Source organism: Telluria sp. PB2R4 (genome assembly GCF_059685695.1).
Genome location: NZ_JCASIC010000008.1, coordinates 235,260 through 247,787 on the forward strand (window position 1 = coordinate 235,260; position 12,528 = coordinate 247,787).

At 64.0% G+C, this 12,528-nt stretch carries 10 protein-coding genes; 3 read left to right on the forward strand and 7 right to left on the reverse strand.

The window, feature by feature from the left end:
* Window positions 1-111 precede the first annotated feature (111 nt).
* Window positions 112-2,076, forward strand: a complete 1,965-nt coding sequence (gene flgK / locus AC56LU_RS15325; RefSeq protein WP_497176471.1) for a flagellar hook-associated protein FlgK — start codon at window positions 112-114, stop codon at window positions 2,074-2,076.
* A gap of 26 nt (window positions 2,077-2,102) precedes the next feature.
* The gene (gene flgL / locus AC56LU_RS15330) at window positions 2,103-3,332 is read left to right on the forward strand and encodes a flagellar hook-associated protein FlgL (protein ID WP_497176472.1); all 1,230 of its coding nucleotides are present in this window, start codon (window positions 2,103-2,105) and stop codon (window positions 3,330-3,332) included.
* A 49-nt stretch (window positions 3,333-3,381) separates the two neighbouring features.
* On the opposite strand, the gene AC56LU_RS15335 is transcribed toward flgL, so the two are convergent.
* Entirely contained in the window at window positions 3,382-4,356 is a 975-nt protein-coding gene (locus tag AC56LU_RS15335; protein WP_497176473.1) for an IS1595 family transposase, read from the reverse strand.
* A 434-nt stretch (window positions 4,357-4,790) separates the two neighbouring features.
* On the opposite strand from AC56LU_RS15335, the gene AC56LU_RS15340 reads away from it, so the two are divergent.
* A complete protein-coding gene (locus AC56LU_RS15340) occupies window positions 4,791-7,592 on the forward strand; it encodes a TonB-dependent receptor plug domain-containing protein (protein ID WP_497176474.1) in 2,802 nt (933 codons plus the stop codon).
* A 77-nt stretch (window positions 7,593-7,669) separates the two neighbouring features.
* Here AC56LU_RS15340 and AC56LU_RS15345 read toward each other — a convergent pair whose 3' ends face one another.
* The 6 genes from AC56LU_RS15345 to fliQ all read right to left on the reverse strand — a co-directional run bounded on the left by AC56LU_RS15345 (window position 7,670) and on the right by fliQ (window position 12,519).
* Entirely contained in the window at window positions 7,670-8,278 is a 609-nt protein-coding gene (locus AC56LU_RS15345) for a PH domain-containing protein (protein ID WP_497176475.1), read from the reverse strand.
* Window positions 8,279-8,357: 79 nt separating this feature from the next.
* Complete coding sequence (locus tag AC56LU_RS15350; protein WP_497176476.1) at window positions 8,358-8,645, reverse strand: hypothetical protein; 288 nt, start codon at window positions 8,643-8,645, stop codon at window positions 8,358-8,360.
* Between the two features lie 72 nt (window positions 8,646-8,717).
* Entirely contained in the window at window positions 8,718-9,116 is a 399-nt protein-coding gene (locus AC56LU_RS15355; RefSeq protein ID WP_497176477.1) for a DUF5329 family protein, read from the reverse strand.
* A gap of 72 nt (window positions 9,117-9,188) precedes the next feature.
* Window positions 9,189-11,276, reverse strand: coding sequence for a putative bifunctional diguanylate cyclase/phosphodiesterase (locus AC56LU_RS15360; protein ID WP_497176478.1), 2,088 nt, complete (start codon window positions 11,274-11,276; stop codon window positions 9,189-9,191).
* A gap of 108 nt (window positions 11,277-11,384) precedes the next feature.
* On the reverse strand, window positions 11,385-12,233 hold the full coding sequence (fliR, locus tag AC56LU_RS15365) for a flagellar biosynthetic protein FliR (protein ID WP_497176479.1): 849 nt from the start codon (window positions 12,231-12,233) through the stop codon (window positions 11,385-11,387).
* A gap of 16 nt (window positions 12,234-12,249) precedes the next feature.
* Window positions 12,250-12,519 carry a flagellar biosynthesis protein FliQ gene (gene fliQ, locus AC56LU_RS15370; protein WP_497176480.1) on the reverse strand — a complete coding sequence of 90 codons (270 nt, stop codon included), beginning with the start codon at window positions 12,517-12,519 and terminating at the stop codon, window positions 12,250-12,252.
* Window positions 12,520-12,528 lie beyond the last annotated feature (9 nt).

Genomic DNA, 12,528 nt, shown 5'->3' on the forward strand with positions numbered 1-12,528 from the left:
CAGCGTTGCCACAATGCGTCCGTGATTTGAACGCGTGGGCGGCAGACCCGCCCACCCTACAGTTTTCGGAATTGCTGCCGTTGATAAGAACGTAAAGGAAAGAAAAAACACATGTCCGGTAACCTCCTCAGCATCGGCAAGAGCGGCCTGTTCGCGGCACAGGCGGGCCTGGCCACGACCGGCCACAACATCACCAATGCCAGCGTGGCCGGCTACAACCGCCAGGTGGTGGTGCAGGCGACCGGCCCGATGCTCGACACCGGCGTCGGCTTCCAGGGCACCGGCACCCAGATTTCCGACATCAAGCGCTACAGCGACGAATTCCTCAACAAGCAGGTGCGCAATGCCCAGGCCAGCAAGAGCGGGCTGGATTCGTACTACGCCCAGATCAGCCAGATCGACAACATGCTGGCCGACCAGACCGCCGGCCTGTCGCCCTCGCTGCAGGGCTTCTTCAAGGGCGTGCAGGACATGGCCGCGAACCGCGCCTCGGTGCCGTCGCGCCAGTCGATGCTCTCCAGCGCCGACACCCTGGCCACGCGCTTCCAGGCCCTGGATGCGCGCCTTGGCGAGATCCGCGAAGGCGTCAACAGCACCATCCAGACCAGCGTCACGATGATCAACTCGTACGCCCAGCAGATCGCCGACCTGAACGACAAGATCGGCACCTTCGCCGCCGCCCAGCAGCGCGCGCCGAACGACCTGCTCGACAAGCGCGACCAGCTGGTGATGGAGCTGAACACCCAGGTCAAGGCCACCGTCACGCCGGGCGATAACAACAGCCTGACGGTCTCGATCGGCAGCGGCCAGCCGCTGGTGGTGGGGCAGCGCGCCTTCCAGCTGGCGGCCGCCAAGTCGCCGACCGACCAGAGCCGCATGGAAGTGGGCTACGTGACCGGCAACAAAGTGACGGTGCTGGCCGATAACGCGCTGTCCGGCGGCACGCTCGGCGGCGCGCTTGAGTTCCGCAGCAAGACCCTCGACCCGGCCCAGAGCGCGCTGGGCAAGGTCGCGATCGGCCTGGCCATCGAATTCAATGCCCAGCACAAGCTCGGGCTGGACCAGAACGGCCTGGCCGGCAAGGATTTCTTCAGCGTGGCGCCGGCCTTCGTCGGCAAGAACATCAACAACGCGCTGACCAGCACCACGGCGGTGCAGGCGGTGGTCAGCGACCCGGCCAAGCTGGTGGACAGCGACTACAAGGTCGAGTTCGACGGCACCAACTACAACGTGATCCGGCTGTCGGACAACAAGTCGACCGCGATCACGCCCTACAACGCGGCCGGCACCACCCAGACCATCGACGGCGTCGACTTCACGATTTCCGGCGTGGCTGCCAAGGAAGACAACTTCCTGGTGCGCCCGACCATCGGCGGCGCGGCCAACTTCAACGTGCTGGTGAAGAACGTGGCGGACATCGCCGCCGCCGCGCCGATCGTCACCAGCGAGCCGCTCAGCAACACCGGCAGCGCCAAGATCAGCAACAGCAAGGTGGACGCAGGCTTCACTGGCGGCGCGCCGGCGCTGCCGGTGACCCTGAGCTTCGACAGCACCAGCGGCAACCTGAGCGGCTTCCCTTCCGGCGCCGCCGTCAGCGTGAAGAACAGCGCCGGCGTGGTGACCAACTACCCGGCGCCGGCCACCAACGTCGCCTTCGCCGCCGGGTCCACCTACAGTTTCAGCGGCGTCAGCGTGACCATGACCGGCGTGCCGGGCAACGGCGACACCTTCACCATCGCGAGCAATACCGGCGGCGTGGGCGACACCCGCAACATCGGCCTGCTGGCCGACCTGCAGACCAAGAACATCTTCAACAACGGCAGCGCCACCCTGCAGTCCTCGTATGCCCAGCTGGTCAGCACGGTCGGCAACAAGACCCGCGAAGTGCAGGTCAATGGCAGCGCAGCCGACGCGCTGCTGACCCAGGCCCAGGCCACCGCGGCCGACGTCTCGGGCGTGAACCTGGACGAAGAAGCCACCAACCTGATCAAGTACCAGCAGGCCTACCAGGCCGCGGGCAAGGTCATGCAGATCGCCGGCACCATCTTCGACACTCTGCTGTCGATCGGCCGTTAACGTAGCAATAGCAACAAGAGGCAATCATGCGCATCAGTACCCTGTCGATCTACGGCAACGCCACCGCCCAGCTCAACACGCTGCAAAGCGCCCTGGCGCGCACCCAGAACCAGCTGTCGACCAACCGCCGCATCCTGAGCCCGGCCGACGACCCGGTGGCCTCGGCGCGCGCGCTCGAAGTGAGCCAGTCGAAGGAAATGAACGCGCAGTTCGCCACCAACCGCGCCAGCGCGCGTTCGTCACTGGCCTCGGTGGAAGGCGAGCTGCAGAACGCCGGCGACCTGCTGCAGGACATCCAGCAGCTGGCGGTCAATGCCGGCAACGGCAGCATGCTGCCGAAGGACCGCGCCCTCCTTGCCACCGAACTCGAAGGCCGCCTGGCCGACCTGTTGGGCGTGGCCAACAGTACCGATGGGGCGGGAGGCTATCTGTTTTCCGGCTACAAGGCCACCACCGAGCCATTTACCCGCACCCAGGAAGGCGCGGCCTACCAGGGCGACCAGGGCCAGCGCCAGCTGCAGGTGGGCGCCTCGCGCAAGGTTCCGCTGTCGGCCTCCGGCTCCGCCGTGTTCGAGAACAACGCGACTGGCAACGGCACCTTCCAGACCCAGGCCGACCCGAACAACAAGGGCGCCGCCATCATCTCTTCGGGCTCGGTCGTGGACCGGACCGAGGCCAACAAGGGGCGCGACTATCAGCTGAGCTTTAGCGTCAGCGGCAGTCCGGCCGTGACGACCTACAGCGTGGTGGACACGACGACCAGCCCGGCCGTGCCGGTGCCAAGCCAGACCAACATCGCTTACGAGGCCGGCAAGTCGATCACCTTCGGCGGCCTGAGCTTCGACATCAAGGGCGAGCCGGCCGATGGCGACGTCTTCACGGCCAAGCCGAGCGAGAAGCAGTCGGTGTTCACCACCGTGACCGACCTGATCGCGGCCCTGCGCGCCCCGGCCGACGGCTCGAGCGGCAAGGCGGCCTTGGCCAACAACCTGAACACCGCACTGGACAACCTCAAGTCGGCCCACGACAACGTATTGACGGTGCAGGCCTCGGTCGGCGCGCACATGAAGGAACTCGACTACCTCGACAGCGCCGGCGACGACCTCGACATCCAGTACGCGGCCACCCTGGGCGATCTGCAGGACCTGGACATGGTCAAGGCGATCTCCGACTTCTCGATGCAGCAGACCACGTTGCAGGCCGCGCAGATGTCGTTCAAGACGATGTCAGGGCTGTCGCTGTTTAATTACCTTTGAGCAATTTACCGACAAAGAAGCCGGCGCAAGCCGGTTTTTTTTGGCGCTGTCACCGTTTCGTATTGATGACTCCGATTGCGATGCGCAGCAATTGCTCAACCTTAGTAACTCGTTCGCAATCAAGTGCCCGATGCCAGCCCAGGTAATTCGGCAAGTAGCGCGAGGCCACGCCATGTAACCGGGCCAGCCATTGGCGCAAGCGCTGGTGGTAGGCATTGACGCTCTGCACATGGATTGCGCCGGCAGCGCCGTGACGTACCCGCTGCCCTGCCCGCAGGTTGACCGCCTGGTGAGCGATGCCATGTTTGCGTGAAAATGCGCGGTAAGCCGCATTCGAATCGCTGACCAGGAGCACGTGATCATCCAACCTGGGCAACAGATGGCGCTCCAGTTGCGCCATTTTGAGAGCGCCGCGGCCGACCAGCGCACCGATCGTCTGCCTGCTGCGGTCGCGTGCCACCAGAATGCAGTCGAGCTCGTTCGAGATGCCGCGTTTTCTTGCACTGCCGCCCCGTTTGCGCGGCGCCCGGTCCAGCTTGCGTGAACCCTTTTGCGATTCCAGGATGAACATTTCGTCAGCCTCGACAATGCCGTGCAGGCGCTGCGGCAGGTCGTACTTGACCCGGTCGAGGAAGCGGTGGCGCCAGCGAAAGGCGGTGTTGCGGTGTACGCCGGTGTCAACGGCGGCGGTGCGTACCGGCTTCGATTCGCGCAGCGCACTGAGATAATCGAGCCATTTCTCGCGCAGGCGCAGCCGCGCCAGCGGTGTGCCGCTCAGATCGTTGAAGGTGCGCCCGCAGTCACGGCAGCGGTAGCGCTGCAGGTTATTGGCCTGGCCATGGCGGTAATGGCGGGCGCTAGTGCAACGCGGGCAGCGGCGCGCCACTGCGCCGATTTGCCCGATGAGCGCGATTACCTTGTCGAGACCGGCGGCCGGATGCAGGGCGGCCAGCGTTTGCAGGCGCTGCGGCTGGTTCAGCGCAGGCAGTCGTGCGAACCATTTCTTGAAACTGGGTGCTTTCACGGCCGGCTCCCGTCGATGCAGACGGGTGTTCGACCGCTAAGGAGCTCAGCAGTTCAATCCTCATCCATAGCCAAAGGTGACAGCGCCTTTTTTTTCGCCAATCGCTATGATTATTATTCGATTTTTATTTCAATTAACCGAATATTATTTCGATAGGGGACCAGTGTTGCATATAAATACACCACAAATTTCGAATGAATCCCGACACTTGTACTGAGCCTCTGTAACACCTATGTTTGCGTTAAGTAACAAAATGTAGCGTCCGCGCGACGATTACGTCCTTTATCAAAATTTCCTAACGAAAACTCACGCCGCCCCTTTGCGGTAAAGCAATGTTATGTAAGAGTGAATCCACGTATTGCTACATCGTACTGAAATAATTTTCAGGTAGTAATTCGAAAAAACGGAAAAATATTCATCGTCCAGGAGTCGTTGTGAAGCACAAGAACACTTTTAACAAGAGCGCCCTCGCAGTCGCTCTGAGCATGGCCTTCCCGGCCTTCGTCGGCGCGCAGGAAGTGCCGGTAATCGATCCGCAAAAGATCCAGCGCGTCGAAGTGACCGGTTCGAGCATCAAGCGTACCGCCACCGAAGCCGCCGCCGCGGTCCAGATCCTGACCCGCGACGACATCGAGAAGACCGGCGAAACGACGGTTCTGGGCGTCCTGACCTCCACCTCGTCGATCAGCACCGACATCAACGTCGCTACCGCCAGCTCGGGCAGCTTCGCAACCGGTTCCTCGGGCGCGTCGATGCGCGGCCTGGGCAAGGTCAACACCCTGATCCTGGTGAACGGCCGCCGCATCGCCCCGTACGGCCTGTCCGACGGCGCGCAGCAGAACTTCACCAACCTCGACGCCATCGCCAGCGACGCGATCGAGCGCATCGAAGTCCTGAAAGACGGCGCATCGGCGATCTACGGTTCCGACGCCGTCGCAGGCGTGATCAACATCATCCTGCGCAAGGACTTCACCGGCGCCCGCGTGCGCGCCAGCTACCGTGAATCGGAGCACCTGAAGGAAAACCGCAACAGCCACGTGTCGGCCATCGTCGGCTGGGGCGACATCGAGAAGAACGGCTTCAACACCTACCTGACCGCGGAAGCGTACAAGCGCAACGGCTACACCACCGGCGACCTGCGCCATTTCTACCCTGAATGGCACCGCCTGACCCCGGGCCGCTCGACCTGGGATGCGAAGAGCTCCTACTCGCCGACCGGTAACTACTTCCTGAGCAGCACCAACATCGTTGCCGCGCCAGGCTGCCCGGCCGGCGACATCGACGCGACCGACAAGCTGTGCAAGATGGACATCTTGCCGTTCAGTGGCCTGACCACCGATAACAAGCGTTCCGCGCTGGTCAGCAATACCAGCTTCCGCATCGGTTCGAACATCGACGCGAACCTGGAAATCAGCTACGCCGACGCCGAGAGCGACTACATCGTCACGCCGTTCAACATGAGCAACGGCAGCACCACCACCGCGTCGTCGATCTGGTACAACGTGTACGGCGGCAAGATGGTCGGCCCGTTCTCGTATCCGAAGCTGCCGGTCGGCCACCCGAACAATCCGTACAACGTGCCGGTCGAGTACCGCGCGCGCCTGATGGACACCGGCGACGGCTTCAACTTCAACACCACCGACTCCGACCAGTCGCGCGTGATGCTGTCGCTGACCGGCACCTTGATGGGCTACGACTGGCGCTCGGCCGCAGGTTGGGCCAAGTCGAGCGCGAGCAAGGCGACCCGCGCCGTGAGCGCCAAGGGCTACACCGACGCGATCGTCAACAAGACCTACAAGTTCGGCCAGCAGAACGATCCGGCGCTGCTGAACGCGATGTTCCCGATCCGTACCACCGACGGCGAATCCGACGTCAAGTTCTTCGACGCCACCATCTCGGGCACCGTGCTGCAACTGCCGGCAGGTCCGCTGAGCTTCGCGCTGGGTACCGACATCCGCAGCAACGCCTACAAGATGAAGAGCTCGGACAATGTCCTGAACGGCGAACTGGTCGGCATCTTCGGCCTGCAGGTCGACGACAAGGTCAACCAGTACGCCGTGTTCGGCGAACTGCGCGCGCCACTGACCAAGAAGCTCGAGCTGGAAGGCGCGCTGCGCGCCGACAAGACCGACGGTTTCGAGACCCACTTGTCGCCGAAGCTGGGCCTGCGCTACACCGCAACCGACAGCCTGCTGCTGCGCGCTACCGCATCGGGCGGCTTCCGTGCCCCGAACATCGTCGAATCGGGTAACGGCCTGGGCCGCTCCTCGGTCGCGACCGCCGTCCAGGATCCGCGCCGCTGCCCGACCGCCAACCAGCTCAATGCACTGGTGCAGAACGGCGCCGGCGCCACCACCGCCGAAAAGGCGCAAGCCAATGCCTTCCGCAACGCGGAATGCTCGGGCGGCCTGCCGAGCTTCGTGTCCTCGAACCCGGACCTGAAGCCTGAAACCTCGCGCTCGCTGACCGCGGGCATGGTGTTCGAGCCGATCAAGAACTGGAGCCTGGGCCTGGACTACTACTGGATCGAGCGCCGTAACGAAATCGGCACCCGCTCGGTGGTCGACGTCCTGCGCGGCGAAGCCAGCCTGCCGCAAGGTCAGCTGATCCGTATCGACAGCAGCGCCGCCGACAACCAGTTCCTGGCACTGGCGCGCAAGTTCTCGCCTGGCACTACCCTGAACTACGGTGGCGTTGGTCAGCTGGGCCTGGTCTACAACCCGTACGTCAACAGCGGCGCGACCCGCGTCCAGGGCTTCGACTTCGACGCCAAGGGCCGCTTCAACCTGCTGGGCAAGACCGTGCGCCTGAGCATGGACGGTACCTACGTCTGGAAGTACCAGGAGTTCAGCGTTACCGACGATGCCTACGGTCCGAACCAGACCGGCACCTACGACTTCGGTTCGCGCATGACCGTGGTGACCCGCGCCTACGTCAAGACCGGCGACTTCGACCACAGCATCTCGGGTAACTACTCGAGCGGCTACAGCACCAACAGCATCGCGTCGCCGACCTACTGCAAGACCCAGAACGTCGCTGCCCAGTACCTGGACACCTGCGCTCGCGTCGGCAGCACCACCACCTGGAACTACAGCGTGGCCTACACGGGCATCCCGCACGTGAAGATCAACGCCTATGTCGACAACGTGTTCGACCGCGAGTTCGCGATCGACTGGCGCGGTGGCTGGAGCCCGAACTTCCGCCGCTTCGGTGTCGCAGCAAGCTACACCTTCTGATCGCTTGAGCTTCAGTGGATAGCAAAAGACCAGGCTTCGGCCTGGTCTTTTTTTACCCGCAAATCCTGCTGCTACGTTCAGTTGTGGATGTACTTGGTAAACACGTCGCTGAAATCGCGCTTGAGGTGCGTTTCGAACATGGCGGTATTCAGCGCCTCCAGCAGGTTGCCATACACGCCGACCAAACCGTTTTCACCGGGGGCGACATTTAGCTTGTGCACCGAGGCGGTGGCATCCAGTGCGCGCAGGGCATTGTCGCGGCACACCGCGTCGCGCGTCTGCTGCTTGCCGATGGTGATCAAGGCCTTGTAGATGTCCTTGAGCTGCTCGATGAAGGTCTTCTTGATGTCGATCGAGAATACCGTGTTGTCCAGGCTGAACTTGAGTTCGATATCCATGTCCAGCGTGCCGGCAGTCTCGATGCGGACACCGGAGATCTGGTGCGACGCGTAGTCGTAGCGCTTGATCGAACGCTTCGACGACACCGCCGAGTCGCCGTCCACGTGGATCAGCGCGAGGTTGGTGAAGCAGTACTCGTCCTTCTTGCTCTTGATGAGAAAGAAGATCTGTTCGCCGTCTTCGCTGAACAGGTAATCGTCCGCGTCGACCTTGCTGTAGTCCGCCGGTCCGACGATGACGCCGATATCGCTGATGCCCAGTGCTTCCGCTGCCAGTCTCTTGAACATGATCGCCCTCGCGTGATGAAAGCGATCACATTACCACTATTTGACTGCGGCAAATATTTTTAGCGCAAAGGCAGAGATGCTAGCGTCCAAACCCGATACCGATGCCCACGCCGGAACCGTGGCCGCCGCTTCCCCAGCTGCCAAACACGGACGTCGAGACGCCGCCGCCGTCGTTCTTCGCGGCCAACTGCAGCACGCAGTCGCGCCACAGGTCCGAGTTCTGCGGATAGCCCAGCTGCGCGCACGCCGGTCCGAATTCGGCGATCATGCGGTCCATCTTGGCTTGCTGGTTCTGTGCCCGTTGCTGAGGGGTCATGCAGCCCAGCAAGCAAAATGCGCTGGCTGCCATCAAGGTCAAAGCGCGCATAGGTTTCTCCTTAAGCAATAGATTGAGCCGGCGTGGCGCCAGGCAGGCTATGCAAGGATCATACATGGCATTTCAGCCCGCCCGTGTGGCCTGCCGTGCGCGCAGCGCCTTCAGTTCCCGGTTCAGCCAGTCGCGGCTGGGCACCGGTTCGCCGCTGCCGCACTTGACTCGGTAGGGCTTGCCGCTGAAGCTGCTTTTCGAGGCGGCGACGTCGATGAACTGCTCGGCGCTCGCGAGGGTTTCGCGGCGCTTCTCGATGTACGCGAGCTTGCGCAGCAGGTGCTTCTGCGCGTCAAGGGCGCCGTGCCAGCTGCCGTTGCGCTCGAACTGGCAGCGCGAGGCGTTCATCGTCGCCATCAGGGCGTCGATCTCGGCGCGGACGGCAGGCGGGGTGGGGGCGGCATTTGCCGCAAGGCAGGCGGCGCCGAGGAGGCTTGCCGCCAGGATGTGCAGGGGACGGATGGAAGTCATGGATTCGCGGATCGGTTCAGACCCCGACAAGCATACAGCGCTGGCCCGGCGCGGGGCGCGCTGCCCAGGCAATCAATGCCGATGCGAATGACCGCTGCGCATCCAGGCCGCGAAATCACGCGAGGGCAAGGGGGGCGCAACATGGAAACCCTGTGCCTCGTCGCAGCCCTGGGCGATCAGCGCATCCCAGATCTCGCGGGTCGCCGTGCCTTCCGCCACCACGCCCAACCCGAGGTCGTGGGCAAGGTCGATGGTCGCCTTGACGATCGCCGCTGCACGGGTGTCGCTCAGCATCGCCATGGTGAAGCTGCTGTCGATCTTGATGACGTCGACGGGCAAGCGTGTCAGGTGATTCAGCGACGAGTAGCCGGTGCCGAAATCGTCGATGTAGAGCTCGAAGCCAAGCCGGCTCAAGTTCGTGAGCTCGGCGATCGAGGCTTCCGGATTGAGCATCAGGCTGCTTTCGGTGATCTCCAGGCCGATCCAGTCGGGGGTTCCATTCCAGTCCGACAGCAGCTCCTGCAGCGCGTTTGCCAGATTGCCACCGTTCAGGTTGCGAGGCGACACGTTGACGGCGATCGGCACGTCCAGTCCCTCCCGGCGCCACGCGTGCGCCTGGCGCACTGCGCCCTGCAGCATGTGCGCCGTCAACGAATGAATCAGCTCGGTCGGTTCGATCAAGGGAATGAACTCGGACGGCGCTACCAGGCCGCGTGACGGATGGCGCCAGCGCACCAGTGCCTCGGCCCCGATCACAATGCCTGTCGCCATCACGATCTTCGGCTGGAAATACATCTCGATTTCTCCCTTGCGGAGTGCATCGCGGAACTCGCCCAGCAAGGCCAGCCGTCGTGGATCGAACGGATCCCGTGCAGGCGTGTACACCATGGAAACCCGGCCGCTCCGGCGCGCCTGCAACACGGCGACGTCGGCTTGACGGACCAGCAGTGCCGGCTCGTCCACGGCCGACATGGCCTCGGAGATCCCGATATGGGCGTCGAGTTCGTAGGGTACGCCCTCGATCGGGAAGGTCATGTCGAACGCCCCGGCGATGCTATCCGCGACCTGTTGCGCGCGCCTGGCGCCGGGGCCGTGCAGGATGACGGTGAACTGGGAACTGGCGGTACGCGACAGATGGGCGTCCTTGGCGAGCAGGCCGGCAAGCCGCTGTGCGACTGCGCGCAGCAGCGCATCGCCATTCAGGTGACCCAGGCTCAAGTTGATCTGGCGGAAGCAGGCGAGCTCGATCGACAGGACCGCAACCGGCAGCGGATGGCCGGCATCGAACGCGGCTGCCACGTGCTGGCACATGGCAAGCCGGTTCGGCAGGCCGGTGGTCTCGTCGACAAAGGCCAGGCGCTGGATCTCTTGCTGGGCATGCTGGATGTCGGTGATGTCCTGGCTCACGCCGACCACGCGTACCGGGCGGCCTTCTTCATCGAGGATGACGTCGGCCAGGGAGTGTACGTAGCGTATCTCCCGGCCCGCGCCCACCACACGGTAGCAGGAGTCGTACCGCAGGCCCCGTGTGCCCAGGGCGCGTTCGCGCGTTGCGATCACGCCCGCCAGGTCGTCCGGATGGATGCGCTCGAACAGATCATCGATCAGGATCGGCTGCTTGGCCTTGTCCAGGCGAAAAATCCGGTATGTTTCGGGGGTCGTGGTTTCGATGATGCCGGTACGGATGTCCGCCGCCCACACGCCGAGGTGGGCGATTTCCTGCGCATTGCGCAGGTCGGCCTGGGTCTGCAGCAGTGCGTCGCGCAGGCGGCGCTGCGTCTGGCTGGCTTCCACCGTGCCCGGCAGCACGAACAGGACGGCCGGCGCCCGGCCGTCGCAGTCGATCCTGTGACAGGTGCCCGGGCCCTCAAGTGACTGGCCGGCCCAGTGCCTGGGCACGACGCCGTCGAGCCTGGCCTCGCCGTCCTGGAGTGCACGCTCGACGGCCGAACGCAGCTGCGCATGGTGGTCGATGTCAAACAGGGACAGGATGTCGGCCCTGTCGAGCCCGTCCGCATCGCCGCCATAGACCGCAAGCGCGCAGGTATTCGCATCGAGCAGGCGCAGGGTCGCGCCATCGCATAGCAGCATCGGCACCGGCGCACGATGAAACGTCTCCCGGTAATAAACGCTGTCAGCGCGATGGCTCAGGTTTGGCATGGCATTTTCCTCCAGACGGGCCGGCAATGCACGATGCTTTCACGATGGACGAAGCACAGGCCGGCGTCCTGTTCGATCCGCGAGCACGTACGTCAGTTCCGGCAAATTCTAGCCTGGTGCCGGCTGCGGCGCAGGATTGGCGGTCGATGGTGCGGGTGCGGGCGCCGCATTGCGCTGCGCCCCGGCGCGCGGCACCGCGCGCCCGGCCTCGATGCCCTGGTTGAACAGGTTCACGATCGGCATGCCGAGGTAGGGCAGGGCCAGGCTCAGGGTCAGGAAGCCCACGCCCAGCGTCACCGGGAAGCCGATACCGAAGATGTTCAGCTGCGGCGCGGCGCGCGTCAGGATGCCGAGCGCGACGTTGGTAACCAGCAGGGCGGCGACGATCGGCAGCGACAGCTGCAGCCCGGTGGAGAAGATCTTGCCGCCCCAGCGCGCCAGCTCCAGCGGCGCGTTGCCGGAGAAGGGCGTGGCGGAGATCGGCAGCGCGTGGAAGCTCTCGGCCAGGGCCGCCAGCAGCACCAGGTGCGCGTTCACCGCCAGGAAGGCCATGGTCGCGACCAGCGTCAGGAACTGGGCCACCGCCGCCGAGCGGCCGCGCGAGTTCGGGTCGAAGAACACCGCGAAGCCCAGGCCCATGGTCATGCTGGCCACCTCGCCGGCATACTCGATGGCGGCGAATACGATGCGCATCGCAAAGCCCATCGCCACGCCGATCAGGAGTTCCTTCACCAGGATCAGGATGCCGGCCCACGAGGTCGGCTCGACGGCGGGCAGGTCGGGCACGGTGGGGGCAATGACGGCGGCCAGCAGCACGCCGAGGGCGAGCTTGATCTGCATCGGCACGCCGGCGTTGCCGAACAGCGGCGCGCTCGCCACCAGGCCGAGGATGCGCGTGAGCGGCCACAGCAGCCCCACGATCCAGGCGTTCATCTCGCCCGTGGTCAGGCTCAGCACGCGCTTGCTCCCTTCGTCAGCCGATCATGCCCGGGATGCCGGTGAACACCTGGCGCATGTAGTCGAGCATGGTGGAGAGCATCCACGGCCCGGCCAGGACCAGGGCGATGAAGATGCCGACCAGTTTCGGGATGAAGGACAGGGTCGCTTCGTTGATCTGGGTGGCGGCCTGGAAGATGCTGATGACCAGGCCGATGATCAGCGCCACCAGCAGCAGCGGGGCCGAGATCATCAGCGTGATCTCCATCGCCTGGCGGCCCATGGTCATGACGGTTTCGGGAGTCATGCGCGTCTT

Bases quoted from the DNA above. Each gene is read 5' to 3' on its own strand.
- AC56LU_RS15350 (WP_497176476.1), bottom strand. From the start codon at position 8,645: ATGCGCGCTTTGACCTTGATGGCAGCCAGCGCATTTTGCTTGCTGGGC.
- flgL (WP_497176472.1), top strand. From the start codon at position 2,103: ATGCGCATCAGTACCCTGTCGATCTACGGCAACGCCACCGCCCAGCTC.
- AC56LU_RS15360 (WP_497176478.1), bottom strand. From the start codon at position 11,276: ATGCCAAACCTGAGCCATCGCGCTGACAGCGTTTATTACCGGGAGACG.
- AC56LU_RS15355 (WP_497176477.1), bottom strand. From the start codon at position 9,116: ATGACTTCCATCCGTCCCCTGCACATCCTGGCGGCAAGCCTCCTCGGC.
- flgK (WP_497176471.1), top strand. From the start codon at position 112: ATGTCCGGTAACCTCCTCAGCATCGGCAAGAGCGGCCTGTTCGCGGCA.
- AC56LU_RS15345 (WP_497176475.1), bottom strand. From the start codon at position 8,278: ATGTTCAAGAGACTGGCAGCGGAAGCACTGGGCATCAGCGATATCGGC.
- fliQ (WP_497176480.1), bottom strand. From the start codon at position 12,519: ATGACTCCCGAAACCGTCATGACCATGGGCCGCCAGGCGATGGAGATC.